Annotated in this window: 24 protein-coding genes and 1 riboswitch; of the genes, 13 read left to right on the forward strand and 11 right to left on the reverse strand. The window is 72.6% G+C overall.

Annotation, left to right across the window (positions count from 1 at the left end; translation table 11 throughout):
* Positions 1-96: 96 nt before the first annotated feature.
* Complete coding sequence (locus ABZT12_RS25950; protein ID WP_356388845.1) at positions 97-927, reverse strand: alpha/beta hydrolase; 831 nt, start codon at positions 925-927, stop codon at positions 97-99.
* Between the two features lie 163 nt (positions 928-1,090).
* Positions 1,091-1,882, reverse strand: coding sequence for an LLM class F420-dependent oxidoreductase (locus ABZT12_RS25955; protein ID WP_356388847.1), 792 nt, complete (start codon positions 1,880-1,882; stop codon positions 1,091-1,093).
* A gap of 339 nt (positions 1,883-2,221) precedes the next feature.
* Between ABZT12_RS25955 and ABZT12_RS25960 the strand changes: the two genes are divergently transcribed.
* The 6 genes from ABZT12_RS25960 (at position 2,222) to ABZT12_RS25985 (ending at position 9,955) form a co-directional block, all read left to right on the forward strand.
* Positions 2,222-3,208: a cytochrome c oxidase assembly protein gene (locus ABZT12_RS25960; protein ID WP_356388849.1), complete on the forward strand. Its 987-nt coding sequence runs from the start codon at positions 2,222-2,224 to the stop codon at positions 3,206-3,208.
* Positions 3,209-3,273: 65 nt separating this feature from the next.
* Positions 3,274-4,476: an MFS transporter gene (locus ABZT12_RS25965; protein ID WP_356388851.1), complete on the forward strand. Its 1,203-nt coding sequence runs from the start codon at positions 3,274-3,276 to the stop codon at positions 4,474-4,476.
* Positions 4,477-4,520: 44 nt separating this feature from the next.
* Positions 4,521-4,614: riboswitch (TPP riboswitch) on the forward strand.
* Complete coding sequence (locus ABZT12_RS25970) at positions 4,606-6,045, forward strand: cytosine permease (RefSeq protein WP_356388853.1); 1,440 nt, start codon at positions 4,606-4,608, stop codon at positions 6,043-6,045. (Overlaps the previous riboswitch by 9 nt.)
* Positions 6,042-6,854: a bifunctional hydroxymethylpyrimidine kinase/phosphomethylpyrimidine kinase gene (thiD, locus tag ABZT12_RS25975; protein ID WP_356388854.1), complete on the forward strand. Its 813-nt coding sequence runs from the start codon at positions 6,042-6,044 to the stop codon at positions 6,852-6,854. Before ABZT12_RS25970 ends, thiD begins: the two co-directional genes overlap by 4 nt.
* A 98-nt stretch (positions 6,855-6,952) precedes the next feature.
* Complete coding sequence (gene gndA / locus ABZT12_RS25980) at positions 6,953-8,392, forward strand: NADP-dependent phosphogluconate dehydrogenase (protein ID WP_356388856.1); 1,440 nt, start codon at positions 6,953-6,955, stop codon at positions 8,390-8,392.
* Positions 8,393-8,596: 204 nt separating this feature from the next.
* Complete coding sequence (locus ABZT12_RS25985) at positions 8,597-9,955, forward strand: RICIN domain-containing protein (protein WP_356388858.1); 1,359 nt, start codon at positions 8,597-8,599, stop codon at positions 9,953-9,955.
* 78 nt (positions 9,956-10,033) lie between these two features.
* Here ABZT12_RS25985 and ABZT12_RS25990 read toward each other — a convergent pair whose 3' ends face one another.
* Entirely contained in the window at positions 10,034-11,668 is a 1,635-nt protein-coding gene (locus ABZT12_RS25990; RefSeq protein WP_356388860.1) for an MFS transporter, read from the reverse strand.
* Between the two features lie 355 nt (positions 11,669-12,023).
* Here ABZT12_RS25990 and ABZT12_RS25995 point away from each other — a divergent pair, with 355 nt between their 5' ends.
* A complete protein-coding gene (locus tag ABZT12_RS25995) occupies positions 12,024-12,764 on the forward strand; it encodes a maleylpyruvate isomerase family mycothiol-dependent enzyme (RefSeq protein WP_356388862.1) in 741 nt (246 codons plus the stop codon).
* 269 nt (positions 12,765-13,033) lie between these two features.
* Here ABZT12_RS25995 and ABZT12_RS26000 read toward each other — a convergent pair whose 3' ends face one another.
* On the reverse strand, positions 13,034-13,426 hold the full coding sequence (locus ABZT12_RS26000) for a MarR family transcriptional regulator (RefSeq protein ID WP_356388865.1): 393 nt from the start codon (positions 13,424-13,426) through the stop codon (positions 13,034-13,036).
* 87 nt (positions 13,427-13,513) lie between these two features.
* Between ABZT12_RS26000 and ABZT12_RS26005 the strand changes: the two genes are divergently transcribed.
* Together ABZT12_RS26005 and ABZT12_RS26010 are read left to right on the forward strand one after the other, a co-directional pair.
* On the forward strand, positions 13,514-15,025 hold the full coding sequence (locus tag ABZT12_RS26005) for an MFS transporter (RefSeq protein ID WP_356388867.1): 1,512 nt from the start codon (positions 13,514-13,516) through the stop codon (positions 15,023-15,025).
* 70 nt (positions 15,026-15,095) lie between these two features.
* Entirely contained in the window at positions 15,096-15,380 is a 285-nt protein-coding gene (locus ABZT12_RS26010) for a DUF6332 family protein (protein WP_356388869.1), read from the forward strand.
* Here the strand turns inward: ABZT12_RS26010 and ABZT12_RS26015 are convergent.
* The 3 genes from ABZT12_RS26015 to ABZT12_RS26025 are packed head-to-tail and all read right to left on the reverse strand — an operon-like array spanning position 15,341 to position 18,017.
* Positions 15,341-16,006: a response regulator transcription factor gene (locus ABZT12_RS26015; RefSeq protein WP_356388871.1), complete on the reverse strand. Its 666-nt coding sequence runs from the start codon at positions 16,004-16,006 to the stop codon at positions 15,341-15,343. The two genes, ABZT12_RS26010 and ABZT12_RS26015, sit on opposite strands and share 40 nt — an antisense overlap.
* On the reverse strand, positions 16,003-17,238 hold the full coding sequence (locus tag ABZT12_RS26020) for a sensor histidine kinase (protein ID WP_356388874.1): 1,236 nt from the start codon (positions 17,236-17,238) through the stop codon (positions 16,003-16,005). The genes ABZT12_RS26015 and ABZT12_RS26020 overlap by 4 nt, the downstream gene beginning before the upstream one ends.
* A gap of 59 nt (positions 17,239-17,297) precedes the next feature.
* The gene (locus ABZT12_RS26025) at positions 17,298-18,017 is read right to left on the reverse strand and encodes a TetR/AcrR family transcriptional regulator (protein WP_356388876.1); all 720 of its coding nucleotides are present in this window, start codon (positions 18,015-18,017) and stop codon (positions 17,298-17,300) included.
* A 176-nt stretch (positions 18,018-18,193) separates the two neighbouring features.
* Between ABZT12_RS26025 and ABZT12_RS26030 the strand changes: the two genes are divergently transcribed.
* The gene (locus ABZT12_RS26030; RefSeq protein ID WP_356388878.1) at positions 18,194-18,643 is read left to right on the forward strand and encodes a nitroreductase family deazaflavin-dependent oxidoreductase; all 450 of its coding nucleotides are present in this window, start codon (positions 18,194-18,196) and stop codon (positions 18,641-18,643) included.
* Here the strand turns inward: ABZT12_RS26030 and ABZT12_RS26035 are convergent.
* Positions 18,633-19,865 carry a geranylgeranyl reductase family protein gene (locus ABZT12_RS26035; protein WP_356388880.1) on the reverse strand — a complete coding sequence of 411 codons (1,233 nt, stop codon included), beginning with the start codon at positions 19,863-19,865 and terminating at the stop codon, positions 18,633-18,635. The two genes, ABZT12_RS26030 and ABZT12_RS26035, sit on opposite strands and share 11 nt — an antisense overlap.
* Positions 19,866-19,998: 133 nt before the next feature.
* Here ABZT12_RS26035 and ABZT12_RS26040 point away from each other — a divergent pair, with 133 nt between their 5' ends.
* Entirely contained in the window at positions 19,999-21,354 is a 1,356-nt protein-coding gene (locus ABZT12_RS26040) for a dipeptidase (protein ID WP_356388882.1), read from the forward strand.
* Between the two features lie 108 nt (positions 21,355-21,462).
* Positions 21,463-22,614 carry a protein kinase family protein gene (locus ABZT12_RS26045; RefSeq protein WP_356388884.1) on the forward strand — a complete coding sequence of 384 codons (1,152 nt, stop codon included), beginning with the start codon at positions 21,463-21,465 and terminating at the stop codon, positions 22,612-22,614.
* 17 nt (positions 22,615-22,631) lie between these two features.
* Here ABZT12_RS26045 and ABZT12_RS26050 read toward each other — a convergent pair whose 3' ends face one another.
* The 3 genes from ABZT12_RS26050 to ABZT12_RS26060 form a co-directional block, all read right to left on the reverse strand.
* Positions 22,632-23,675: an NUDIX domain-containing protein gene (locus tag ABZT12_RS26050; protein ID WP_356388886.1), complete on the reverse strand. Its 1,044-nt coding sequence runs from the start codon at positions 23,673-23,675 to the stop codon at positions 22,632-22,634.
* Between the two features lie 139 nt (positions 23,676-23,814).
* Entirely contained in the window at positions 23,815-24,009 is a 195-nt protein-coding gene (locus tag ABZT12_RS26055; RefSeq protein ID WP_356388888.1) for a hypothetical protein, read from the reverse strand.
* A 270-nt stretch (positions 24,010-24,279) separates the two neighbouring features.
* On the reverse strand, positions 24,280-25,233 hold the full coding sequence (locus tag ABZT12_RS26060) for an ROK family protein (RefSeq protein WP_356388890.1): 954 nt from the start codon (positions 25,231-25,233) through the stop codon (positions 24,280-24,282).
* 179 nt (positions 25,234-25,412) lie between these two features.
* Here ABZT12_RS26060 and ABZT12_RS26065 point away from each other — a divergent pair, with 179 nt between their 5' ends.
* Positions 25,413-26,495 (forward strand): LacI family DNA-binding transcriptional regulator, encoded by a 1,083-nt coding sequence (locus ABZT12_RS26065; protein WP_356388892.1) that lies wholly within the window; start codon positions 25,413-25,415, stop codon positions 26,493-26,495.
* Positions 26,496-26,549: the final 54 nt, after the last annotated feature.

The raw sequence follows: 26,549 nt of genomic DNA on the forward strand, positions 1-26,549 counted from the left end.
GGCCCCGCCCCCCCCGGCCGCCGGCCGGTGCCCCGGCCGCGGTGCGCCGGGCCCGGCGCACGGCGGCGCGCGGGCGGACGTGCCTCGCCCGCGGGCTCAGGCGGTCTCGTCGGGCTTGATGACGGTGTCCACGAAGTCGCCGATGGCGCCGAGGGTGGCTCCCAGCTGCTCGATGTGGGGGAAGTGACCGGCCTCCGCGATAGGCACGAAGCGGGCGTGCGGGAAGGAGTCCGCGTAGCCCCGGCCGTAGGTGACGGGCGCGATGCCGTCCTCCTCGCCCCAGACGACCAGCACGGGGAGGGTGATCCGGTGCAGGCGTCCGCGGAGCTTGGGGTCGTGGGTGAAGCCGGCGCCGCCGTAGATGGACTGGGTCTTCTGGTTGGCGGCCGCGGCGGCGCGCTGGGCGTCGCTGAAGGTGGAGAAGTCGGGGCGGAAGGCGGGGTTGGCGAAGGAGAGGTTGCCGACCTCGTTGGGGGCCATGGTGCGCGGGTCGAGGACCTGGTTGGCCTTGAGGTGGGCGTGGATGCCGACGCCGTTGAGGAGGGTGAGGGCGCCGAGGCGGCGGCGGTTGTCGCGCAGCGCCATCTCGGCGCCGATCCAGCCGCCCATGGAGTTGCCGATGACCATGACGCCGGTGAGGCCGAGCGCGTCGAGCAGGTCGAGGTAGACACCGGCCAGGTCGGGGACCGAGTCGCACCACTCGGGGCGGGGGGTGCCGTCGAAGCCGGGGTGGGTCGGGACGATCGCGTGGACGTGCTCCGAGAGCGCGGTGGCGAGGCCCGCCATCGTGCGGGGTCCGGCGCCGCCGTGCAGCAGGAGGACCCCGGTGCCCTCGGTGTTCTCGCCGTACTCTTGGATGGTGAGGGAGAGGCCGCCGGAGAGGTCGACGGTGCGGGTCGGGGCGGGGGCGGGGGTCGGAGAGGTCATGGTTTCCGTTCCTTCTTCGTAAGAGCCGACTCTCATCAACGTAGAGGACTCGCAGTCTTCATGCAAGTCCACTCTCACCACGATGGCGGACTTTCTGCGAGACATCGATACTGACGGGGCGGCGCGGGTGGCGCGGGCGGGGTGAGCCGCGTGGGCAGCGGGGTCAGAAGCCGGCGATGACCGGCACGATCTCCTTGCCGATCAGCGCCAGCCGCTCGGTCTCCCAGACCCGCGGGACGCGGCCGTGCGCCTCGGTGAAACCGAGCTCGGCAAGCCGTCGCAGCTGGTCCAGCAGGACGTCGATCCGCTCGCCCCGCTCGCCCGGGTCGAGGGAGAGCATGACCGTCTTCTCGACGTCGTCGTACGCCCGGCCCTCGGCCTCGCAGTGGCCGCGCAGGACGTCCAGCTTGTGTTCCAGACCGGGGCCGGCGAAGAGGTTGCACGCCTGCGCGTAGCGGGCGACCAGGCACAGCGTCTTCTTCTCTCCGCCGCCGCCGATCAGGATGGGCGGACGCCGGATCGGACGCGGCACGTTGAGCGTGCGCCCGAGCCGGTAGTGGCGGCCCCGGTACGGCCGTTCGTCGCCGCTCCACATCTGGAGGCAGATCTGCAACGTCTCCTCCAGCCGTTCGAACCGCTCGGCCGTGTCCGGGAAGGGGAGCCCGAGCCCCGCGGCCTCCGCGCCGTTCCAGCCGGCGCCGATGCCGAGCCAGGCGCGGCCCTCGGAAAGCACGTCGAGGGTGGTCACCAGCTTGGCGAGCAGACCTGGTGCCCGGTAGCTCACCGCCGTTACCCAGGCGAGGAGTTGGACGCGCGAGGTGCGCGCGGCGAGATAGCCGAGGGTGGTGTACGCCTCCAGCATGTCGTGCTCCGGCGGGCCGGCCACGCCGATCTGCCAGAGGTGGTCCATGACGCTGACCCGGGCGAACCCGGCGTCCTCGGCGGCCACCACCACCCGCGTCAGGTCATGGGCGAGCCGTCTCGGCCCGGCGGGATAGGTGATCCGAGATGTGCAGACCGAGTTCCACGGGTAGCACCCTTCGTGAGAGTTGACTCTCGTCAACTTAGAGGCCCCGCCTTCCTCATGCAAGTCAACTCTCATCACGAGAGATCGACACCATTGAAGTAAGAGGGGATCGCGTGCCGCCCTTGTCACCCCGGCGGTCCGGCCCCGGCGCGGTCCGGTGCCGCGAGGGCGCAGAGGTAGGGATTCGGTATGAACCCGGCGGCGTACAGTGCTGCGGCGGGTCCGCCGGAAGACGGTCCGACGCGCACGGCACGGAGGTAGATCGCGATGGGGAGTCCGCCGCAGCTCACGACCGGGCGGCTGTTCTCCGCGTGGGAACCGGACCTGCCCGCACTGCTGCTCGTCCTGCTGCTCGGCGGGCTGTACGCCTGGGGCGTCGTACGGCTGCGGCGCCGGGGCGAACCCTGGCCCGTCCCCCGCGTCGCGGCCTTCGCCCTGCTCGGGCTCGGCGCGCTCGTCGTGGCCACGATGTCCGCGCTGGCCGTCTACGACCGCGTGCTGTTCTGGCCGGCCGCCGTGCAGAACATCCTCCTCGACCTGGTCGCCCCGCTCGGCCTGGCGCTCGGCGATCCGCTGGGACTGGCCGTCCGCGCGCTGCCCGAGCGGCGGGCCGAGCGGGTCCGGCGGGCGATGACCGGGCGGCTGGTACGGCTGCTCACCTTCCCGCTGGTCAGCACCGCCCTGGTGCTCACGACCGAGCTGACGGTGTACTTCACCCCGTACTTCGAGACCGCCCTGCGCGTGAACTGGCTGCACCAGCTGATGTATCTCCATCTGCTGCTGGCGGGTTCCCTGTTCGTGGTGCCGGTGCTCACCCGCGAGGAGACGCTGCCGAGGTGGTGCACCCATCCCGTGCGGGCGGCGCTGGTGTTCCTCGACGGGATCTTCGATGCCGTGCCGGGCATCGTGGTGATGACGCACGGCACCCTGATCGCCGGAGCCTGGTACCTGAGCCACGCCCCGTCCTGGTCCCCCGACGTCCGGCACGACCAGCAGGTGGGCGGCGGCGCGATGGTCAGCATCGCCGAACTGGTGGCGCTGCCCTTCCTGTTGGCGATCCTGGTCCAGTGGGCGCGGACCGACCGCGCCGAGTCCGTCGCCCTGGACCGCCGCCTGGAGACCGAGCTGGTGCGGGCGGTGCCCACGGCTTCCTCGCCGGCCGGCACACCGGCGCCGGATCTCGTACGGCCGTGGTGGGAGACCGAGAACAGCGAGGTCGCACAGCGCATCAGGCAGCAGCGGCCGGAGCGCTGAGGCTGCCTCGCGGAAGGCGGCCGTTCCCTTGTGGCGCTCCCTCCCCCGCACCTAGCCTGCGTTTTGTGCCGCTCATAAACAAACCCAGCACGGCCACCCCCGCACCCGACCGCGCGCTCAGCCGGCTCCGGCTGGTCATCACCGTCTTCTTCGCCCTCGACGGATTCCTCTTCGCCGGGTGGATCGTCCGCATCCCCGCCATCAAGCAGCGGACCGGCGCCTCCGCCGGCACCCTCGGCCTCGCGCTGCTGGGCGTCTCGGCGGGCGCCGTCCTCACGATGATGGTCACCGGCCGCCTCTGCCACCGTTACGGCAGCCATCGCGTCACCGTCGGCTGCGCGGTGCTGCTCTCGCTGAGCATCGCCCTGCCGCCGCTCACCCACTCCGCACTCGCCCTCGGCGCCACGCTCGTCGTCCTCGGCGTGGGGTACGGCGGGCTCAACGTGGCCTTCAACAGCGCGGCGGTCGATCTGGTCGCCGCGCTCCGGCGGCCGATCATGCCCAGTTTCCACGCGGCCTTCAGCCTGGGCGGGATGATCGGCGCCGGCCTCGGCGGGCTGGTCGCCGGGGCCGTCTCGCCCACCCGGCATCTCCTCGGCCTGACGGTGACCGGCCTGCTGGTGACGGCCGTCGCCGGACGCGCCCTGCTCCGCATCGAACCCCCCGTGCCCGCCGACGCCCCGCGCCCCGGCAAAGGCACCCGCCGCCGTCTGCCGCCTCCCACCCGGTGGCTGGTCGTCGTCTTCGGCCTCATCGCCCTGTGCACGGCGTACGGCGAGGGTGCGATGGCCGACTGGGGTGCCCTCCACCTCCAGCAGGACCTCGGCGCCCGTCCAGGGCTCGCGGCGGCGGGCTACTCGTGCTTCGCGCTCGCCATGACGATCGGCCGGGCGAGCGGCACGGCCCTGCTGGAACGGCTCGGGCAGACCCGGACCCTGGTGGCGGGCGGTGCCACGGCCGCGGCGGGGACACTGCTCGGCGCGCTCGCCCCGTCCGTCTGGGCGGTGCTCGCCGGTTTCGCGATCACCGGACTGGGCCTCGCCAACCTCTTCCCGGTCGCCGTCGAACGCGCCGGCGCGCTCGCCGGGCCGAGCGGTGTGGCCATCGCCTCCACACTCGGCTACGGCGGCATGCTGCTCGGACCGCCCGCCATCGGGTTCATGGCCGACTGGTTCTCGCTGCCCACGGCGCTCACCAGCGTCGCGATCCTGTCGGCGGTCGCCGCGCTCATCGGGTTCGTGACCCGTCGGGTGGCGACGGCGGGCTGACTCCCGTACCGGCGTACGAGGGATTCGGGTTAGGCTCTGCGCCGTAACCGGACACGGGGTGCCCCCGCGAGGGCTGAGATCACACCCGTCGAACCTGAACCAGTTCGTACTGGCGGAGGGATGTCTTCCATGCCATTGGCGCATGTTCCCGGCGGGGTGCCCGCCGGCACCGGCCCGGACGTCTTCGACGGGCGGATGCCCTCGGCCCCCGGCGACCTCCGGGTGGAGGGCCACGGCATCGAGCCCGTCCCCGAGAACCGTCGCTACGGCGGCGCCGGGCGGCTGTTCACGGTGTGGTTCGCGCCGAATCTGACCATGACGGGCGTCTTCACCGGGACCATCGGCGGCACGCTCGGCCTGGACTTCGCCACCGCCCTCACCGCGGTGGTCGTCGGCACCTTGGTGGGCGCACTGCCCACCGCCTGCCTCGGCACCTGGGGCAGTCGCACCGGCGCGGGCCAACTGCCGCTCGCCCGGCTCGCGTTCGGCCGGTCGGTGACCGTGCCCGCGCTGTTGCAGTGGTTCTCCTCGATCGCCTGGGACGCGCTGATCGGACTCTTCGGCGGGGACGCGCTGGCCCAACTCTGCGGCTGGCCCTTCTGGTTCGGCGTGCTGGTGCTGATGGCCGGGCAGGGCGCGCTGGGCGTCCTCGGCTACGAGGCCGTCCACCGGCTCCAGACCGTGATGACGTTCGTGCTCGGGACCGCCTTCGCACTGATCGCCTGGCGTCTCCTCGACGGCGTCCACCTCACGACGAGCTCCACCGTCACCGGCGGCGACCGGGCCGGGGCGGCCGTGCTGACCAGCACCATCGCGCTCAGCCTGAGCCTGTCCTGGGCGCCGTACGCCAGTGACTTCAGCCGCTATCTGCCGAGCGGCACATCCCGGTCGCGGATGTTCGGGTGCGCGCTCGCCGGGCTCGTGCTGTCGTTCGTCGCCGTCCAGGCGCTCGGGCTGTGGGGTGCGTCGGTGCTGACCGACCAGACCGCCGGCGGGGTGCGCCGGCTGCTCGGCGGCGGGGTGGTGGGCGGATTCGGGCTGCTGGCCGTGGCGTTGGCGGCCCTGTGCAGCAACGCCATGAACGACTACAGCGGTTCCCTGGCAGCGCAGACCCTGGGGGTGCGGCTGCCGCGCCCGGCGGCGGCCGCCGTCGCCGCGGCGCTCGGCTTCCCGCTGGTGCTGTGGATGCACGCGGCCGACACGACTGCCCGCTTCCAGAACGTGCTGCTGTTCGTCGGTTACTGGATCCCCGGCTTCGTGGCGATCGTCGTCGTCGACTGGTTCGCCCGGTCCCGGCTGCGGGACGGCGACACCGTAGACCTCGCCGTCGAACTCGCCCGCCCGCAGGCGGGGTTGCCGCCCGTACTCGCCTTCGTCGGCGCCTTCGCCGCGGCGGTGCCGTTCATGGACACCGGCCTCTACGTCGGTCCGGTGGCCCGCGCGCTGCACGGCGCCGACCTCTCGTACTACGTGGCGTTCGTGGCCGCGCTCGCCCTGTACGCGCCGCCCCGCCTGCGCCGCGTCCGCTCGGGGACCGCCAGCGACGTCCGTACGGAGAGCGCCGTATGACCGCCCCGCTCCGGGTGCTGACGGTCGCCGGGTCCGACTCCGGCGGCGGTGCCGGCATCCAGGCCGACCTGAAGACGGCGCAGGCGCTCGGCGCCCACGGGATGAGTGTCCTGACCGCGGTCACCGCGCAGAACTCCCTTGGTGTGCAGGGCGCTTGGGAGCTGCCGGTGGAGGCGGTGCGGGCCCAGTTCCGCAGCGTGGTGGACGACATCGGGGTCGACGCCGTGAAGACCGGGATGCTCTCCTCCCCCGCCCTGGTGACAGCGGTGGCCGAACTGCTCGCGGGGGTGCGGGTGCCGGTCGTCGTGGACCCGGTCGGCGTCTCCAAGCACGGGGACCGGCTGCTGGCCGAGGACGCGCTGGACGCCGTACGGACCCGGTTGCTGCCGGTGGCGACGGTGGCCACGCCGAATCTCGGCGAGGTGGCGGAGCTGACCGGCGTCGTGGTCGAGGAGGAGGCGGACCTGCGGCGGGCCGCCGACGCGGTGTTGGCGTACGGGCCGCGCTGGGCGCTGGTGAAGGGCGGCCATCTGCCCGGGGACGCCGTGGACCTGCTCACCGACGGCCGGGAGGAGCACTGGCTGCGCGCGCCCCGGCACGACAACCGGCATACGCATGGCACGGGTTGCACCCTCGCGTCGGCCGTGGCGGTCGGTCTGGCCGGGGGGTTGCCGGTCCCGGAGGCGGTGCGGCGGGCCAAGAGCTACGTCACCGGGGCGATCGCGGCCGGGTTCGCGCTCGGCGGCGGGATCGGTCCGGTCGACCACGGCTGGCGGACGCGCGGAGGTTCCGCGGCGACCGATTCATGATCTTGGTGAACGCCTCGGGGGCCACCGTCCGTATCTGACCGGTACAGGGGCGGAACCGCGCCGAGCGCTCCGCCCGCCCGCCGCCCGAGGAGCACACCATGAAGGCGACCGCGCAGATCGGCGTCACCGGCCTGGCCGTGATGGGCCGCAACCTGGCCCGGAACTTCGCCCGGCACGGTTTCACCGTCGCCGTCCACAACCGCACGCCCGTCCGGACCCAGACCCTGGTCGAGGAGTTCGGGCACGAGGGCGAGTTCGTGCCGGCGGAGACGGCCGAGGAGTTCGTGGCGGCCCTGGAACGCCCCCGCCGCGTCATGATCATGGTGCAGGCGGGCGCGGCCACGGACGCCGTGATCGAGGAGTTCGCGCCGCTTCTGGAGCCCGGCGACATGATCATCGACGGCGGCAACGCCCACTTCGCGGACACCCGCCGACGCGAGGCGGCCCTGCGCGAACGCGGTCTGCACTTCGTCGGCGTGGGCGTCTCGGGCGGCGAGGAGGGCGCCCTGAACGGCCCGAGCATCATGCCCGGCGGCTCCCCGGAGTCGTACGCGGCGCTGGGGCCGATGTTCGAGGCGATCAGCGCGAAGGTCGACGGCGAACCCTGTGCCACCCACATCGGCACGGACGGCGCGGGGCACTTCGTGAAGATGGTGCACAACGGCATCGAGTACGCCGACATGCAGCTGATCGGCGAGGCCTACGACCTGCTGCGCCAGGTGGCCGGCTACTCGCCCGCGCGGATCGCGGAGACCTTCCGGCGCTGGAACGAGGGGCGCCTCGGGTCGTACCTCATCGAGATCACCGCCGAGGTGCTCGCCCACACCGACGCGGAGAGCGGCAGGCCGTTCGTCGACATCGTCGCGGACGCCGCCGGGCAGAAGGGCACCGGCCGCTGGACCGTGCAGACCGCCCTCGAACTCGGCTCGCCGGTCACCACCATCGCCCAGGCCACCTTCGCCCGCGCCGCCTCCGGGCAGCGCGAACTGCGCGCCGTCTACCGCGACCTGCCCGGCGGCACGACCTGGGACCTGACCTCCTACGAGTCCGAACGCTTCACCGCCCAGGTCGAGTTCGCCCTCTACGCGTCCAAGCTCATCGCCTACGACCAGGGCTGGAAGATGATCCTGGACGCCGCCGCCGAGTACGACTGGGACATCGACCTCGGTGCCGTCGCCAGGATCTGGCGCGGCGGATGCATCATCCGGGCGGCCTTCCTCGACCGGATCCGGGCCGCCTACGCGGTCGACCCCAAGCTGGTCAGCCTGCTCGCCGACCCCGGTTTCGCGACCGAGATCACGGACGCCCAGGTGCCGTGGCGCCAGGTCGTCGCCGCGGCGGCGCGCGGCGGCGTCCCGGTGCCCGCCTTCTCCGCCGCCCTCTCGTACTACGACACCCTGCGCGCCGAGCGGCTGCCGGCCGCCCTCACCCAGGGCCAGCGCGACTACTTCGGTGCCCACACCTACCGGCGTACCGACCGCGACGGCGCGTTCCACACCCTGTGGGGCGAGGAGGGCCGTGCGGAGACGCAGGCGTGATGCCCAACTCACGAGCACTGTAGGGCCGTTGCCGTCGCCGCTGGTCCGGGGCGGCGGCACCGGCCGTATGCAGCGGGCGGGTTCAACTGTTCACGGCCGGACACTGGTGCGCCACCCCTCCTCCGGTGTGTCATGCCTCTGTCACCTGATCGCCGCGTGACCGCATGACTCATGACCAAGATGACTTCGGTGGAAGGAACTCGCGTGCGCCTGCGCCCTCTTCTCGTTCTGGGCGGCACCGCCGTCCTCGCCCTGACCCAGCCCCTGTTCGCGCCGGTCCGGGCCGCGGCGGCGGTACCCGTGGCCTCGGTGTACCTGCAGAACTACGCGAGCGGTCTGAACGCGGCCGACAGCGGCGGCACGGTCGCCGCGCACAACCCCAAGGGCGGCGAGGACCACCAGCAGTGGACCCCCGCCGCGGTGAGCGACGGCTACCAGTTGAGGAACGCCGACGAGTCCGGGCGCTGCCTCGGCCGCAGCGGCACCTCCGCGGTGACCGCCGACTGCGGCGCGGACGGCACCACCTGGACCATCAGCGCGGGCGCGGACAACACGTACACCGTGGGCGTCCCCGGGACCTCGCAGTTCCTCACCGGCGTCGCGGGCTCCGCCACCGTGCAGACCGGCTCGGGCGGTGACCAGGCCCGTTGGTATCTCACCCCCGTCTCCTACGCCACCACGGGGATGCCGTCCGCCGACACCCGCACCCTGGACCAGGTCACGTTCCTCACCGCGCACAACGCCTTCGCCAACGGCGCGGACGGCAACTTCGCCTCGTTCCCAGTCAGTCTCTTCCCCAACCAGTCGCGCGGAGTGGCCCAGCAACTGACCGACGGGGTAAGGGGGTTCATGCTCGACGACTACACGGTCTCGGGCCGGGCCGTGCTGTGCCACAACAGCTGCGACGGGGTCAGCAATCCGGCACCGCTCGCCACCGACCTCCAGCGGATGGTGGACTTCCTGAAGGCCCACCCCGGCCAGTTCGCCACGGTCTTCCTGGAGGACTACGCCTCCTCGGACGTCCTCAAGTCCTCGCTCGCCTCCGTCAACGGCCTGTCCGACGTGCTCTACCGGCCCGACCAGGACGGCGTGGCCGCCAACGGCTGGCCGACCATGGCCGAACTCGCCTCGCGGGGCAAGCAGTTGCTCGTCTTCAGCGACCGGACACGGGCGAGCGACCTCGCCAGTGGCTACGCCACCCGGGACACCTTCGGCGTGATGTACCAGCGCGAGTGGACGGTGGAGAACTACTGGTCCATGGGCGCCGGGATCGGCGACTCCGACTGGTCCTGCTACAGCCGCTGGGGCACCGACCGGCCGCTGACCACGGACTCGGCCGCCTTCCACCCGCTCTTCGTGATGAACCACTTCCGTGACGTGCCGATCTCGGCGACGATCACCAACGACAACGGCAAGCTGCAGAACCGCGCACAGAACTTCTGCACGCAGGCGGCCCGCAAGAAGCCCAACTACCTTGCCGTGGACCGCTATGAGCTGGGCTCGCCGGCACCGCTCGGCACGGTCGACGCGCTCGACTCGTACGTTCTCGCGCCGGGTCAGTAACCGTCGCGACCAGGCGGTTGCCCGTCGGCGTCACGCACGGCCGACGGGCAACCGCCCCTCTGAGTAGGGCTGGTGAGGTCAGACGGCGCCCCCGGCGGCGGTCAGCCCGGAGGGGTCGACCGCCGGCACGGCCCCGGCCGGGATCTCGTCCGCTCCCCTGCGACGGACGCCGATGAGGACGAGGGCGACGACCGCGGCGGCCAGCATGCCGATGCCCCCGACGAGCGCGCAGGTGTGCAGCGCGTCGGTGAAGCTCGCACCGTAGGCCGCCTGGGCCCGGCCGGTGGCGTCCGGCGTCGCCAGGTGCAGGAACGCGCCCGCCTGGATACCGACGTTCGACACCAGCCCGTTGACCTGGCCCTGGTCGGCGGGGTTCAGCCCGGAGCCGGCGAGGTGGCCGGGCAGGGTGGCCAGCGTGCGGTGGGTGAGGACGACGCCGAAGACGGCGGGGCCGAGGGCGCTGCCGATCTGCCGGAGCGCGCTGTTGGCGGCGCCCGCCGTACCCGCGAGCTGGTGCGGCAGGCTGTTCATCGCGATCGTCGTGATCGGGGCGATGGCGAGGGCGATGCCGATGCCGAGCACCGCGATGACCAGGGCGGCGCCGCCGGTGCCGGTGGAGGCGTGGAAGAGGTTCACGCACAGGGCCCCGATGCCGCCGATCACCAGTCCGGTGACCAGGAGAAGACCGGGCGAGGTGCGGGTCATCAGCCGGCCGACGAGCGGGCCCAGCACGACGGTGAAGCCGTTGAGGGCGAGCAGCCGGAGCCCGATGTCCAGGGTCGAGGCGTGGTGGACGAGGCCGAAGTACTCACTGAGCGCGAAGACCAGACCGACCTGCGCGAACAGGGTGAGCGCCATGACGAGCGCGGCTCCGGAGAACGTCGGACTCTTGAAGAGCCGCATGTCCAGCATCGGGCAGGACGACCGCAGTTCCACCGCGACGAACGCCGACATGCCGACGGCCGCCACCACGAACGCGGTCACGACCTCGCCGGATCCCCACCCGGCGCTGCCGCCCTCGATGACGGCGTAGACCAGGCCGGTGATGGCGACGATGGCCAGCAGCTGGCCGGGGATGTCCAGGTGCCGTTCGCGGTCCGCGCGGGAGTCGGTCAGGGTGACGACGCCGACGACGGCGGTGAGCACGCCGAGGACCAGGGAGGGCAGGAAGATCCAGCGCCAGCTCGCGTGTTCCACGATCACGCCGTTGAAGAGCGGGCCGAGGGTGAGACCCAGTCCCAGCGACGCCGTCCACAAGGCTATCGCGCGGGCTCGCCGGTGCCGGTCGGGGCAGACGTGGCAGATCAGCGCGAGGGTCGAGGGCAGCAGGGCCGCGGTGCCCACACCGGTGAGCGCCTGGCCCACGCAGACCTGCGCCACGCTGTGGGCGGTGAGACAGAGCAGGCAGCCGAGGGCGAACAGCGTCAGGCCCGCGACGTACGTCTTCTTGCGGCCGTAGAGATCACCGACCATCCCGAAGGTCAGCAGCAGGGCCGCGGTCGGCAGGATGAACGCGTCGGTGATCCACTGGAGCCCGGCGGTGGAGGCGTCGAGCGCCTGCTGCATGACCGGCAGCGCGACGGAGACGCCGACGACCGGCAGGTAGGAGACGAAGACTCCCAGACAGGCCAGCGCGATGGTCCCGGTGATGTGCCGGGAGGGGAGGGACGGTTGCGGAGAGGGTGACGAGACGGGGGAAAGCGGGGTCGGCATGACACCTCTAGACGTCGTACGGGGCAGGGTGACAGGGCGTTTCGCTGACTGCGGGACGCGGTGTCACGGAGGGGCCGACGGTGCCGGCTCCGTCGGACGCGCCGCACGGCCGAGGCCATGACGTCGTCGCTCGGCTTGAATCTCCATTGACGTAAGCCATTTCCGTTCGGGGGAAATCGCTTCGGACCGTATACCGACCACCCGGTCCCGGAGATGCCGTTGGACCTGCAAACTAAGGTGAACAGCGGCGACGGCCGGTGCCGGATCAGCGCCCGGGGACGCCCGCCGTGACCGGCCCGGCAACGGTTCGGCCAGGGGGTCCCGTGACCGCCCGCCGTGCGGCACACTCGCTCCCATGGACGCCGCCGCACTGATCAGCACCCTGGACCGGGAGGGCCGTCTGCTGGCCGACGCCGCCGAGGAGGCGGGCACCGGCGCCCCGGTGCCGACCTGCCCGGGGTGGCAGGTGCGGGACCTGGTGCGGCACACGGGCATGGTGCACCGTTGGGCGACCGCGTTCGTCGCCGAGGGGTACACGGAGTACCGCCCCGGCGGCGGTCTGCCGGACCTCGACGGCGCCGCGTCCGTGGCCTGGTTCCGGGAGGGACACCGCCTGCTCGTGGACACCCTCTCCGCCGCCCCGCCCGACCTCACGTGCTGGCACTTCCTGCCGGCGCCCTCGCCGCTGGCGTTCTGGGCCCGGCGCCAGGCGCACGAGACGACCGTGCACCGGGTCGACGCCGAGACGGCACGCGGTGGCCAACCCAGCCCCGTCGCACGGGAGTTCGCCGCCGACGGCATCGACGAGCTGCTGCGCGGCTTCCACTCCCGCGCCCGGAGCGCGGTCCGCAGCGCGGAGCCCCGGGTGCTGCGGATCCGGGCGACGGACACCGACGACGCCCTGTGGACCGTACGGCTCTCCCCGGAACCGCCGGTGGCCGAGCGCTCCGGAGCCGGTGAGGCGGACTGTGAACTCGCCGGTCCCGTGGCGCGGTTGTACCTGGCGCTGTGGAACCGGGCACCGTTCCCGGACGTGACGGGGGAGGCGTCGCTCGCGGCGCTCTGGCGGGAGCGGTCCGCCGTCAGCTGGAGCTGAGCGGACGGGGCCGGCGCCACCCTCCGGCGGGCGTCGGGCGGTCGCTAGTGCTGTGACCGGGAAGGTTCACCGGCTCGCGACGCCCGGCACGGCACTCCCCCAGCCTTCGGCCGGGGGGACCCCCACGCCGCGTTGTCGCATCACCCGAGTACATCCAGTACGCGGGCAATGCTCCGCCTTGCGATGCTCCCCCACTGCCTGAAGGGCGTGGGAGGTGCCCCCAGCACCGGACGCCGCGAGCTTTCCGGCAAACCCTCCCGGCCACAGCACTAGCGGGCCAACATCCGTGTCAGCACCGCGCGTTGCACCGGAAGCACCTCGCGGTGCAGTGCGCGCCCCTTCGCGGTGAGGACCACGCGGACACTTCGCCGGTCCTCCGCGCACATGGCCCGCTCGACGAGCTCGTCCTTCTCCAGTCGCGCGATCAGCCGGGACAGCGCGCTCTGACTGAGGTGGACCCGCTCCGCGATCTCCTGGACCCGCAGAGCGCACTCGCCGTGCGCGGCGGGGACGTCGGCGAGGAGATCGAGCACCTCGAAGTCGCTGGCGCACAAGCCGTGTTGGTGCAGGGCGCGGTCGAGTTCGCACTGGGTGCGGGCATGCAGCGCCAGGATGTCCCGCCATCGGTCCACGAGCGCCCGCTCGGCCTTCTTCGCCGCCATGACAGCGGACCGTAGCAGAGAACGGAGTCTGTTGCATCGTCATTTAATGCATTTGCATTCGATGCATGCGCATGTACTGTCTCCGTCATGACCTCTCCGCTCTCCCCCTCCGCGTCCGCGCCCTCGGCGGTTCGCTGGACTCCCCGGCTGTGGGGCACTCTCCTGGTGCTCTGCGCCGCGATGTTCCTGGACGCGCTGGACGTGTCGATGGTCGGCGTCGCCCTGCCCTCCATCGGTTCCGAACTCGACCTCTCCACCTCGACGCTCCAGTGGATCGTCAGCGGCTACATCCTGGGCTACGGCGGCCTGCTCCTCCTCGGCGGCCGGACCGCCGACCTGCTCGGCCGGCGCCAGGTGTTCCTGATCGCCCTCGGCGTCTTCGCGCTCGCCTCGCTGCTCGGCGGAGTCGTCGACTCCGGCCCGCTGCTCATCGCCAGCCGCTTCGTCAAGGGACTCAGCGCGGCCTTCACCGCACCGGCCGGCCTGTCGATCATCACGACGACGTTCCCCGAGGGCCCGCTGCGCAACCGGGCCCTGTCGATCTACACCACCTGCGCGGCCACCGGCTTCTCGATGGGCCTGGTGCTCTCGGGTCTGCTCACCGAGTTCAGCTGGCGCTTGACGATGCTGCTCCCCGCTCCCATCGCCCTCATCGCCCTGCTCGCCGGCCTGAGGCTGCTGCCGCGCAGCGAACGGGAGAAGGACCACGACGGCTACGACATCCCCGGCGCCGTCCTCGGCACCGCCTCGATGCTGCTCCTCGTCTTCACCGTCGTACAGGCTCCGCAGGCGGGCTGGGCCTCGGCCCGCACCCTGCTGTCCTTCCTGGCGGTGGCCGTGCTCCTGACGGTGTTCGTCCTGGTCGAACGGCGTTCGCCGGGACCCCTGATCCGGCTGGGCGTGCTCCGCTCGGGCGACCAGATCCGCGCCCAGCTCGGCGCGATGGCGTTCTTCGGGTCCTACGTGGGCTTCCAGTTCATGGTCACGCTGTACATGCAGTCGCTGCTCGGCTGGTCGGCGCTGCACACGGCGCTCGCGTTCCTGCCGGCCGGTGCGGTGGTCGCGCTCTCCTCCACCAAGGTGGGCTCGGTCGTGGACCGGTTCGGCACCCAGCGGCTGATCGCGGCGGGCTTCGCGCTGATGGCCGTGGGGTACGCGCTGTTCCTGCGGGTCAGTCTCGACCCGGCCTACCCGGCGGTGATCCTGCCGTCGATGCTGCTGATCGGCGCGGCCTGCGCCCTGGTCTTCCCCTCGCTCAACATCCAGGCCACCAACGGGGTCGAGGACCACGAGCAGGGCATGGTCTCCGGGCTGCTCAACACCTCGGTCCAGGTGGGCGGCGCGATCTTCCTCGCCGTCGTGACCGCCGTCATCACGGCGGGCCCGCCCGCGCACCCGAATCCCCAGCAGATACTGGACAGTTACCGTCCGGGCCTGGTCGTGGTGACGGGCATCGCGCTGGCCGGCCTGCTGGTCACGCTGACCGGGGTGCGTACCCGTCGTCCGCACCCGTCCGTCGTCGTCGCCACGTCCACCGTCGCGACGGCGACGGAGACCAAGGCAGAGGCAGAGGCGGCGAGCGTGGCCGTCCGGAAGTAGAGACAGCTCCGAAGTGCGTGCCCGGCGGGCCATGTTGTCCCGCCGGGCGCCCTCCTGTGAGACTCGACGGATGACAGACTCCGGGGGACGGCGCACTCAGGCCGAGCGAGACGCGACGACCGTCGAGATCGGATACGCCCTGTGCAGCGCGGTGTTCGCCGCGGCGGTGGTCTACGGGGCGGTCGCCGGACCGGCGTTGCTGTTCCGACTGCCCGCGAGCACCGAGTGGTTGGCGCGGCGGGCCGGAACCGTTCTCGCGGTCGCCCTGTTCGCCGCCCGGGTGGTCGGCGTACTGGTCCGCCACCGCCGGGCGGCTCAGCCCAGCCAGCCCGGCCGGACCAGCCCCGACTCGTAGGCCAGCACGACGAGTTGGGCCCGGTCGCGGGCGCCCAGTTTCACCATCGTGCGGCTCACATGGGTCTTCGCGGTGAGAGGGCTGACCACCAGACGGCGGGCGATCTCCTCGTTGGAGAGGCCGATGCCGACCAGGGCCAGCACCTCCCGTTCCCGTTCGGTGAGCCGGGCGAGGGCACCGACGGCGGCCGGCTCCTTGGAGCGGGCGGCGAACTCGGCGATCAGCCGGCGGGTCACCCCGGGTGACAGCAGGGCGTCACCGTGCACCACCGCCCGTACGGCGCGCAGGAGTTCGTCCGGTTCGGTGTCCTTGACGAGGAAGCCGGAGGCGCCCGCGCGGATCGCCTCGAAGACGTACTCGTCGAGTTCGAAGGTGGTCAGCATGACGACCTTCACCTCCGCCAGCGCACGGTCGCCGGTGATCCGGCGGGTCGCCGCCAGGCCGTCGAGCAGCGGCATCCGGATGTCCATCAGCACCACGTCCGGGCGCAGTTCACGCACCTGACGCACGGCCTCCTCGCCGTCGGGGGCCTCGCCGGTCACCTCGATGTCCGGCTGCGCGTCGAGCAGTGCTCTGAAGCCGGCCCGCACCAGCGACTGGTCGTCGGCGAGCAGTACCCGGATCACTCGTCCTCCTCCTCGGCCCGCGCCGTCGACGGCAGTACGGCGAGCACCCGGAAGCCGCCGTCCGGGCGTGGGCCCGCCTCGATGGTGCCACCGAGCGCGGCGGCCCGCTCCCGCATCCCGGCCAGCCCGTTCCCGCCGCCGCCGGCGTCCGCCCCGGTCGCGGGCCCGTCGTCGTCGACGCGGAGCCGCAGCGCTCCCCGGGTGTGCTCGACCAGCACCCGCGCGTGCCGCGAGCCGGAGTGCCGAACGACGTTGGTGAGGGCCTCCTGGACGATGCGGAACGCGGCGAGGTCGGTGCCGGGCGGAAGGCGGGGTGTGCGGCCACCGAGTTCCACCGTGAGGCCGGCGCTCGCGGCCTGCTCCACCAGTTCGGGCAGGCGGTCGAGGCCGGGAGCCGGGGTGCGCGGGGCGTCGCCCGGGGTCCGCAGGGTGTCGAGGACCTGGCGGACCTCGCCGAGCGCCTCCTTGCTGGCGGCCTTGATGGTGGTGAGCGCGGTACGGGCCTGCTCCGGGTCGGAGTCGAGGAGGGCGAGGCCGACGCCCGCCTGGACGTTGATGACCGAGATGCTGTGCGCGAGGACGTCGTGCAGTTCGCGGGCGATCCGCAGCCGCTCCTCGTCGGCGCGCCGCCGGACCGCCCGGGCCCGCTCGGCCCGCTCCCGCGCCCACCGCTCGCGGCGCGTGCGGGCCAGTTCGGAGAGCGCGGCGACGGCGACGATCCCGGTGGCGACGGCCACCTCGCCGCCCCAGGGAGCGGCCCGGTCATGGGCCGGGGGCAGCCACCGATAGAGCCAGTGTCCGACCAGGAGGTGGGCGGCCCACAGCGCTCCGAGCGCCGTCCAGGCCGCCCAGCGGCGCCCGGCCACGACCGCGCCGAAGCAGCCGAGGCCCACGGTCACGAAGACGGGCCCGTACGGATATCCGGCACCGAGGTAGAGGACGGTCGTCAGCGCCGTACCGAAGGCCACCGCGACCGGGTGGCGGTGCCGCCACAGCAGCATCGCGCCGCCGGCGACGAGCAGGGCGCGCGCGCCGGCGTCCAGCGGTACGCGGCCGGGCTGGCCGCGCGCGGCGAAGGCGCTGCCGACGAGCACGGCGACGGTGATCAGCAGCGTCGAGCGCCACGGCAGGCGGGCGGCGCCGTCCACCGGGCCGCCGTCGGGGCCGTGCCACTCCGACGGCCCCTGGCGCCATCGGAGCGGTCCCGCGCCGCGTACCCGCTGCTCGTCCATGGCCGCCACGCTAGACGGCGGGCGGCGCCCGGGGCGTCGGCCGAGCGGGGTGATCACGCCTACTTCCCCGGGAGTACGTCCGGCTCCGGGTGGTCCGGGAGGCCCACCGTGTGGGCGAGGCGGCGCACCGAGTGGCGGAAGAACCGCTCACGCTCCTCCACCATGCGGTGGAACTGGCCGAACAGCTCGAAGCCGACCAGTCCGTAGAGCTCGGCCCAGGCCGCGACGAGGGCCGGGGCGACGGCGGGCGGCAGACCGGGAGCGAAGTCGGCGGCCATCCGCTCGGCCTCCGGGCGCAGTTCGGCGGGGAGCGGGGGGGTGGTGAGGACAGCGGCCTCGTGCGCGTCCCGGACGATGCCGATGAGGAGGAGGCCCACGCGCGCGGCGGCGGGGACGGTCGAGTCCGGCGCGGTGTAGCCGGGTACCGGTGTGCCGTAGATGAGCGCGTACTCGTGCGGATGGTCCTGCGCCCAGCCGCGTACGGCCTCGCAGACGGTGGTCCAGCGGTGGACGTGACCGGCGTCGGCCGCCTCGGAGTGCGCGGCCTCCGCCGTCTCGCCGAGGGAGTCGTACGCGTCGATGATGAGGGCGGTCAGCAGGTCGTCGCGGCTGGGGAAGTAGCGGTACAGCGCGGAGGACACCATGCCCAGCTCGCGGGCGACGGCACGCAGCGAGAGCTTCACGGCGCCGTCCGCCGCGAGTTGTCTGCGCGCCTCGTCCTTGATGGCGGCGGTGACCTCGATCCTGGCGCGGGCGCGGGCTCCCTGTGTGGTGCTCATGCGGTTCAGTGTGCCACGGAAGCGGAGCGGTGCACACAGAACAGATCGGCGCACCAAAGTGAGAGCATTGCTCTTGCGTTGACGTACCGATGCGGTGCAGACTGCCCACAAGAGAGAGCAGTGCTCACAACGAGGAGCGGCGCTCCCTCGTCCCCTCTCACCCACCGGAGGTCCCGATGAGCACACACGTCCAGAAGCCCGGCTGGTTCACCGTCAACGTCTTCAACCGGGCCGTCGCCTGGTTCACCCGGCGCGGTCTGAGCGTGTGGGGCTCCCGGATCCTCGCCGTGCGCGGCCGCAAGAGCGGCGAGTGGCGGACCACTCCGGTGAACCTGCTGACCGTCGACGGTCAGCGGTACCTGGTCGCCCCCCGCGGCCACGTCCAGTGGACGCACAACATGCGCGCCGCGGGCGGCGGTGAGCTGCGGCTCGGCGGGAAGTCCGAGGCGTTCTCCGCGACGGAGGTCACCGACGACGACAAGGTGCCGCTGCTGCGCGCCTACCTCAAGCGCTGGAAGGCCGAGGTCGGCGTCTTCTTCGGCGGGGTCGGCCCCGACTCCTCCGACGAGGAACTGCGGCGCATCGCCCCCGACCACCCGGTGTTCCGGGTCACCGTCACGAGCTGACCCCGTCGTCCGCCGACCGGCGGTCGAACGCGACGAGCGCGCGCTGGGCCATCGGATGGCTGCGCACCAGCTCGCCCAGCGACGTCGAACCCCGGGTGATGTCCATGAAGGCCTTCCAAGCCGGCCGGAAGCCGGTCAGGGCCGCGTGGAAGAGGCCGGGACGACGCTCGAAGGCCGCCAGCATGCTCTTGCCGACACTCATCTCCACACCGAGCCCGGCCTTCACCGCGAACGCGTAGTTCAGCGCCTGGCGGCGGGTGTCCACCGCGTCGTGCGCCTCCGCGATCCGCACCGCCCACTCCCCCGCGAGCCGCCCCGAGCGCAGCGCGAACGAGATGCCCTCGCGGGTCCACGGCTCCAGCAGCCCCGCCGCGTCCCCGCACACCAGCACCCGGCCCCGCGACAACGGCGAGTCGTCGGCACGGCAGCGGGTCAAGTGGCCGGAGGAGATGGTCGGTTCGAAGCCGGCCAGCCCGAGCCGGGCGATGAAGTCCTCCAAGTAGCGCTTGGTCGCGGCGCCTTCACCGCGCGCCGAGATCACACCGACGGTCAGGGTGTCGCCCTTGGGGAAGACCCACCCGTAACTCCCGGGCATCGGGCCCCAGTCGATGAGGACCCGGCCCTGCCAGTCCTCGGCGACCGTCTCCGGCACCGGGATCTCCGACTCCAGACCCAGGTCCACCTGGTCGAGCTTCACCCCGACATGCGCTCCTATGCGGCCGGCACTGCCGTCGGCGCCGACGACGGCCCGGGCCAGCAGGGTCTCGCCGCCCTGGAGGATCACGGCGACCGACCGCCGGTCCGGCACGGCCGAGCCGTGCTGCTCGACCCGCGAGACCGTGACCCCCGTCCGCAGTTCGGCGCCCGCCTTCTGCGCGTGCTCGACCAACTGGTGGTCGAACTCGGGCCTGTTGATCAGCCCGAAGAGCATCTGCCTGGACCGGCGGGTCCGCACGAAGCGCCCGTTGTTCGAGAAGGTGACCGCGTGCACCCGGTCCCGGAACGGCAGCTCGAAGCCGGGTGGCAGCGAGTCGCGTGAGGGTCCGATGATGCCGCCGCCGCACGTTTTGTACCGTGGCAGCTCGGCTTTCTCCAGCAACAGCACGCGCCGTCCCGCGACCGCTGCCGCATAGGCGGCCGAGGCCCCCGCCGGTCCCGCGCCCACCACGACGACGTCCCACACTTGCTGTACGTCGTCCGCCGAAGAGTTCTCGCTGCTCACGATGGTCTACTGCTCCCGATCAAGCCGCTGCCGCACCTGTCTCCCGCATCCTACGGCGGACGTCGCCGAAGTCCGCTGTGGGAGGATCACACCACTTCATCAGTACAACGTCGCACCCACAAGGAGCGTGCCCATGTCGTCGAATCCGGTCGCCGAGACCGTAGCCTCGCTGATGCCGAGGGCGAAGGCGGAGCTCACCGAACTGGTGGCCTTCGAGTCGGTGGCGGACTTCGGCCAGTTCCCGAGGAGCGAGAGCGAGGGTGCGGCCGACTGGATCGCCGGCGCGCTGCGCGCCGAGGGCTTCCAGGACGTGGCGCTGCTCGACACCCCCGACGGCACCCAGTCGGTCTACGGCTTCCTGCCCGGCCCCGAGGGCGCGCGGACCGTGCTCCTCTACGCCCACTACGACGTGCAGCCGCCGCTGGACGAGGCCGCCTGGACCAGCCCGCCCTTCGCACTGACCGAGCGGGACGGCCGCTGGTACGGGCGCGGTTCCGCCGACTGCAAGGGCGGCGTGATCATGCACCTCCTCGCGGTGCGCGCCCTCAAGGCCACCGGCGGTGTGCCGGTGCACATCAAGGTGATCGCCGAGGGCTCGGAGGAACAGGGCACGGGCGGCCTGGAACGGTACGCCGAGGAGCACCCCGAACTGCTCAGCGCCGACGCGATCGTCATCGGCGACGCGGGCAACCTGCGCACCGGCCTGCCCACGGTCACCACCACCCTGCGGGGCATGACCATGGTCCGCGTCCAGATCGACACCCTCGAAGGGAACCTGCACTCGGGCCAGTTCGGCGGCGCGGCGCCCGACGCCCTGGGCGCGCTGATCCGCGTACTGGACTCGCTGCGTACCGAGGACGGCTCGACGGCCGTCGACGGGCTCGCCTCGGAGACGGTGTGGGACGGCGTCCAGTACGACGAGGAGCAGTTCCGCGCGGACGCCCGGGTGCTGGACGGCGTGGAGCTGATCGGTTCCGGGTCGGTCGCCGACCGCATCTGGGCGCGCCCGGCCGTCACCGTCCTCGGCATCGACTGCCCGCCGGTGGTCGGCGCCACGCCGTCCGTGCAGGCACGTGCCCGCGCGCTGGTCAGCCTGCGGGTGCCGCCGGGCGTCGAGGCGGCCGAGGCGACCAAGCTGCTCCAGGCCCACCTGGAGGCGCACACGCCGTGGGGTGCCCGGGTGCGCACCGAACAGATCGGCCAGGGCCAGCCGTTCAGCGCCGACACGACCAGCCCGGCGTACGCGGCGATGGCCGACGCGATGGCGGTCGCCTACCCGGGCCGGCAGATGCGGTACGCCGGCCAGGGCGGCTCCATCCCGCTGTGCAACACCCTCGCGGACCTCTACCCGCGGGCGGAGATTCTCCTCATCGGCCTGAGCGAGCCGGCGGCCCGCATCCACGCCGTCGACGAGAGCGTCTCTCCCGAGGAGCTGGAGCGGCTCTCGGTGGCGGAGGCCCTGTTCCTGCGCAACTACGCGGCGAGTTGAGCCGCCCGGCCGTCGCCGGAGGGTTCCCGGGCACGGACCGGGCCTTCGGGCCACGGCACTTCGCGGACCGCCGGACAGGTACGGCGGTCCGCGCCGAGGATGGCTGCCATGTCCCGCGCCGCGCGCCTCTCCGCCCACAGTGACCTCGCCACCTCCCTCGCCCTGCTCTCCGACTCCGAGCTCGCCGAACTGACCGACACCGCCCCGACGTCGGCGACGGGGATCGGCGGCCGTTCGGCGCTGGTCGAGGTGGACGGCCGCACGGTCTTCGTGAAACGGATGCCGCTCACCGACACCGAGCGGCGCCCCGCGAACGTACGGTCGACGGCCAACGTGTTCGCTCTGCCCGCGTTCTGCCACTACGGCATCGGCAGCCCCGGTTTCGGCGTCTGGCGGGAGCTGGCCGTGCACACGATGACGACCAACTGGGTACTGTCCGGCGCCTTTTCGGGGTTCCCGCTGCTGCACCACTGGCGCGTCCTGCCCGATGTGCCGCAGCCCGCGCACGAGCAACTGGCCGACGTGGACCGGGTGGTGGCGTACTGGGGCGGCAGCGACGGGGTACGGAAGCGGGTCGAGGAGCTGCGGACGGCGACCGCGAGCCTGACGCTGTTCCTGGAGTACTTTCCGCACACCCTGCACGACTGGCTCGGCGAACAGTTGCGCGGCGGCGACCCGGACGCCGCGTGTGCCCTCGTCGAGCGGCGCCTGCGGTCCGTCACCGACTTCCTCCACGGGCAGCGGCTCCTGCACTTCGACGCCCACTTCGAGAACATCCTCACCGACGGCGACGACCTCTACCTCACCGACTACGGCCTGGCGCTCTCCGCCCGCTTCCGACTGGCGCCGGACGAAAGGGAGTTCTTCGACCGACACCAGCGCTACGACCGCCACTACAGCACCGGCCGGCTGGTGAACTGGCTCGTCACCGCCCTTACGGACACGACCGGCCGGAGCGCGAGGCCTACGTGCTGGCGTGCGCCGCCGGCGAACGCCCCACCGGAATCCCGTCGGCCGCCGCCTCCATCCTGGTCCGGCACGCCCCCCTCGCCGCCGTGCTGGTCGGCTTCCACCGCGGGGTGCAGAACGAGAGCAGGCTCACCCCGTATCCGTACGACGCGCTGCGCGCCGCCTACAACAGCTCGACGCTCTCCGCGTAGTGACAGGCGACGGGATGGCCGCCGCCCCGGTCGACCAGCGCCGGTGCCTCCTCGACGCAGGCGAGGACCCGCCAACTACCCTGCTGCGTTGGTGATTTGACAAGCAGCCGGCGCCCGTCAACCGACCGGGACACCGGCCTCCAGATAGAGCGCCGCACCGCGTTCCCGGGCCCTCAGCGCCCAGCGCAGCCGCTCGTAGCGGACCGGCGGCAGCAGTTCGGCGGCCTCCTGCTCGGTGACGAAACGGCAGTCGCGCAGTTCGGGTCCGGGCAGCAGCAGCCGGCCCGCCTCGGCCGCGTCCAGCCGTCCGCCGTCGAAGAGCAGCCGCAGCCCGCCGTAGCCGGGCGGCACGGGCGACTCCCAGTCGACCACCAGCAGCCGGGGTACGTCGGCGAGCCGGATGCCGGTCTCCTCCTCCACCTCGCGGATACCGGCCCGCGCGGGCGCCTCGCCGCGTTCCACGACCCCGCCGGGGAACTCCCAGCCGGCCTTGTAGGTGGGGTCGACGAGCAGCACCCTGTCCCGCTCGTCGAAGAGGAGCACCCCGGCCGCGAGGGTCTCGGAGGCGGGCTCCGGTGTCTGCACGATGTCGCAGACGGGCGCCGCCCCGCTGCCGACGGCCTCGGCTATCCGGACGGCCGTCTCGTACGGGGTGAGCGCGCTGGTGTCGATCGGGTGGGCGTCGGCGGTGAGCCAGGAGGAGAGCGCGGCACGGTACGGCTCGATGTGGTCGTAGGCCCACTGCCCCTGCCGCGACTCGCTGTCGGGACGGTCCGGGACGGTCTCCCGGCCGGCTATCCGCGCACGCAGGATCGTTTCCGCCGGAGCGAGGAGAACATGCCGGACCGCGATCCGGCGGGCGGCGAGGCCGCCGAAGATCTCGTCCCGGTACTCCTGGCGGAGGAGGGTCATGGGGACGACGAGGGTCCCGCCGAGTTCGGCGAGCATCGCGGCCGCCGTGTCGATCACGAGCCGCCGCCAGATCGGCAGGTCCTGGAAGTCACCGACCTCGGCCAGGCGCTTGGGCGGCAGCAGCTGTGGAAGCGCGCCGCCGATGATCTCGGGGTCGAAGAACGTGCTGTTCGGGATCAGGTCGATCAGTTCCCGTGCGGTGGTGGTCTTCCCCGCACCGAACGCACCGTTGATCCAGACGACGGTCACAGGTCCCCCTCTTCTGTTGGCCCCCTGGGGCTTGCCCGCTCCACCCTGCCACGGAAACCAGCTGCCGTTGAGGGCGCGCAGACGGCGGCGCCGGTGCTCCCGCCCTGGGACCACCGGCGCCGCGTTCCGACCGCGGGTATCAGCTGTTGTGTCCCAGAGCGTCCTCGCCGCCGCTGAGGCTGTCCTGGCTGACGAAGTGGTCGACCGCGCCGACGGAGTCCTTGACGTGCAGGTCTCCGAGTACGTCGTGGTCGTGGGCGTGCGACGGGGTGACCGCGGCGACGACGAATCCGGTGGCGAGGGAGGCGATGGCCAGCATGCTGCGCTTCTTCATGCCCGGCTCAACTGACGAAGGGCGCGGGAGTCACGCCCGCGGCCCGGAAATGGTGCGCGCGGACCGGCTCCGCCACGCGGACCGTGCGGCGCCGAGGTGGTCCGGCCGGTCGTCACCGACGGCGGCGAGGCGACGGCCTCCACCCCGACCGCGCGGACCGGTCCGACGCTCAACTCGCCTGCGTGGACCCGCTGTTACCGCCCCGACGCACCGGGCGGTGAGCCGGGCCCACCGCCCCAAAGGCGCGGAGCGAACGTTTCCGCCGTCCGCTCACACCACGGCCCCGGTCGCGTTCGCCCGCCCGGTGAGCGCTGCCGCCGCCGCGCCGACCAGTCCGGCGTCCGTCCCCATCTGGGCCGGCGTGACCGTCAGCCGGCGTACGAAGGAGAGCGTCGCGTAGTCACTGAGGGCCTTGCGCAGCGGGGCGAAGAGCACGTCGCCCGCCTTGCCGACGCCCCCGCCGATCACGGCGATGTCGATCTCGACCAGGGTCGCGGTGGCCGCGATCCCGGCGGCCAGCGCCTGGGCCGCGCGCTCGAAGGAGGCCACGGCGACCGGGTCGCCCGCGCGGGCCGCGTCGGCCACCGCCGCGGCCGAGGCGTCACCGTCCGGGCCGGGCCGCCAGCCGCCCTCGACCGCGCGCCGGGCGATGTTGGGGCCGCTGGCGATCCGTTCCACGCAGCCGCGCGACCCGCACGGACAGGGGTCGCCGTCCAGGTCCACGCTGATGTGGCCGATGTGCCCCGCGTTGCCGGTCGGCCCGGGGTGCAGCTGTCCGTTCAGCACCAGGCCGCCGCCGACGCCGGTGGAGACCACCATGCACAGCGCGTTGTCGTGTCCGCGGGCCGCGCCCTGCCAGTGCTCGGCCGCGGTGATGGCCACGCCGTCGCCGATCAGCTCGACGGGCAGCCCGCCGGTCGCCGACCGCACCCGTTCGACGAGCGGATAGCCGCGCCAGCCCGGCACGTTGACCGGGCTGACCGTGCCCGCGGAGGCGTCCACGGGCCCCGCGCTGCCGATGCCGAGGGCGCCGGCGCGGGGCCACAGCGGGGAGGCGGTCAGCTCACCGAGCACCTCCTCGACGGCCCTCATCACGGTGTCGCCGTCCGCCTGACCGGGCGTCGGGCGCTGCGCGCGCACCAGGATTCTGCCGTCGCGGTCCACCAGCCCTCCGGCGATCTTGGTGCCGCCGATGTCGAGCGCGCCCACGAGGTCGGTGTGCATCACTGTCGGTTCTCCCCGTCAAACATGAGAAATCCCCCGTCAGGAGGGAGCGGAAGGTGCGGATACGGCGAGCCGGTCTCGCGGTGGGGGCGCAGGCCGGAGATAGCGGTGGACAGTCTCTCTCGCACATGACAACGTTGTCCAGGCTCTATGCTCGACGCCACATCCTCATACAACCCATGGAGTTACGCACCCCCGTGGACGACAGGACAGGACAGCGCATCGTGCCAGAGACCGCCCGCCGCCCCGAGAGCCGCTACGGCAACCGTCCGACCATGAAGGACGTGGCCGCCCGGGCCGGCGTCGGACTCAAGACCGTCTCGCGGGTGGTCAACGGCGAACCCGGCGTCACACCGGACACCGAGCGCCGCGTCCAGGAGGCCATCGACGCGCTGGGCTTCCGCCGCAACGACAGCGCGCGGGTCCTGCGCAAGGGCAGCACCGCGAGCATCGGTCTCGTCCTGGAGGACCTCGCCGACCCGTTCTACGGCCCCCTCAGCCGCTCCGTGGAGGAGGTGGCCCGCGCGCACGGCGCCCTGCTCATCAACGGGTCCAGCGCCGAAGACCCGGACCGGGAGCAGGAGTTGGTGCTGGCGCTCTGCGCACGCCGGGTGGACGGCCTGGTGGTGATCCCGGCCGGTGACGACCACCGCTACCTGGAGCCGGAGATCAAGGCGGGCGTGGCCACGGTGTTCGTGGACCGGCCGGCCGGCCGGATCGACGCCGACGTCGTCCTCTCCGACAGCTACGGCGGCGCCCGGGACGGCGTCGCCCATCTGATCGGCCACGGGCACCGGCGGATCGGGTTCATAGGCGACATGCCCCGCATCCACACCGCCGCCGAGCGGCTGCGCGGTTACCGGGCGGCGATGGAGGACGCGGGCATCGTCGTGGAGCCCGAGTGGATGTCCCTCGGGGTCACCGATCCGGTGCGGGTGCGGCGCGCGGCCGAGGAGATGCTCACCGGCCGCTCCCCCGTCACGGCGATCTTCGCGGGCAACAACCGGGTGACGGTCACCGTGGTGCGGGTTCTCGCCGAACACACCCGCCGGGTCGCACTGGTGGGCTTCGACGACTTCGAGCTGGCCGACCTGCTCCAGCCGGGCGTGACGGTCGTGGCGCAGGACGCGGCGGCGCTGGGCCGTACGGCGGCCGAGCGCCTCTTCCGGCAGTTGGACGGGACCCTCATCACACCCGAACGCATCGAGCTGCCGACCCGGTTGATCACCCGCGGCTCGGGCGAGCTGCCCCCTTCGGACTGACCGGGCCCCGAACGAGGGCGTGGGGAACGGCAGTTGCGGACCACAGGCTCATGC

The organism is Streptomyces sp. NPDC005423, assembly GCF_040606415.1.
Lineage (GTDB): Bacteria > Actinomycetota > Actinomycetes > Streptomycetales > Streptomycetaceae > Streptomyces.

Excerpts from the sequence above, each read along its gene's own strand:
- ABZT12_RS26045 (WP_356388884.1), top strand. The coding sequence starts at position 21,463 with ATGTCCCGCGCCGCGCGCCTCTCCGCCCACAGTGACCTCGCCACCTCC.
- ABZT12_RS26065 (WP_356388892.1), top strand. The coding sequence starts at position 25,413 with ATGGAGTTACGCACCCCCGTGGACGACAGGACAGGACAGCGCATCGTG.
- ABZT12_RS26055 (WP_356388888.1), bottom strand. The coding sequence starts at position 24,009 with ATGAAGAAGCGCAGCATGCTGGCCATCGCCTCCCTCGCCACCGGATTC.
- gndA (WP_356388856.1), top strand. The coding sequence starts at position 6,953 with ATGAAGGCGACCGCGCAGATCGGCGTCACCGGCCTGGCCGTGATGGGC.
- ABZT12_RS25995 (WP_356388862.1), top strand. The coding sequence starts at position 12,024 with ATGGACGCCGCCGCACTGATCAGCACCCTGGACCGGGAGGGCCGTCTG.
- ABZT12_RS26030 (WP_356388878.1), top strand. The coding sequence starts at position 18,194 with ATGAGCACACACGTCCAGAAGCCCGGCTGGTTCACCGTCAACGTCTTC.
- ABZT12_RS26040 (WP_356388882.1), top strand. The coding sequence starts at position 19,999 with ATGTCGTCGAATCCGGTCGCCGAGACCGTAGCCTCGCTGATGCCGAGG.
- ABZT12_RS25960 (WP_356388849.1), top strand. The coding sequence starts at position 2,222 with ATGGGGAGTCCGCCGCAGCTCACGACCGGGCGGCTGTTCTCCGCGTGG.
- ABZT12_RS26010 (WP_356388869.1), top strand. The coding sequence starts at position 15,096 with ATGACAGACTCCGGGGGACGGCGCACTCAGGCCGAGCGAGACGCGACG.
- ABZT12_RS26000 (WP_356388865.1), bottom strand. The coding sequence starts at position 13,426 with ATGGCGGCGAAGAAGGCCGAGCGGGCGCTCGTGGACCGATGGCGGGAC.
- ABZT12_RS26025 (WP_356388876.1), bottom strand. The coding sequence starts at position 18,017 with ATGAGCACCACACAGGGAGCCCGCGCCCGCGCCAGGATCGAGGTCACC.
- ABZT12_RS25970 (WP_356388853.1), top strand. The coding sequence starts at position 4,606 with ATGCCATTGGCGCATGTTCCCGGCGGGGTGCCCGCCGGCACCGGCCCG.
- ABZT12_RS26005 (WP_356388867.1), top strand. The coding sequence starts at position 13,514 with ATGACCTCTCCGCTCTCCCCCTCCGCGTCCGCGCCCTCGGCGGTTCGC.
- thiD (WP_356388854.1), top strand. The coding sequence starts at position 6,042 with ATGACCGCCCCGCTCCGGGTGCTGACGGTCGCCGGGTCCGACTCCGGC.
- ABZT12_RS25950 (WP_356388845.1), bottom strand. The coding sequence starts at position 927 with ATGACCTCTCCGACCCCCGCCCCCGCCCCGACCCGCACCGTCGACCTC.
- ABZT12_RS26020 (WP_356388874.1), bottom strand. The coding sequence starts at position 17,238 with ATGGACGAGCAGCGGGTACGCGGCGCGGGACCGCTCCGATGGCGCCAG.
- ABZT12_RS26060 (WP_356388890.1), bottom strand. The coding sequence starts at position 25,233 with ATGCACACCGACCTCGTGGGCGCGCTCGACATCGGCGGCACCAAGATC.
- ABZT12_RS25990 (WP_356388860.1), bottom strand. The coding sequence starts at position 11,668 with ATGCCGACCCCGCTTTCCCCCGTCTCGTCACCCTCTCCGCAACCGTCC.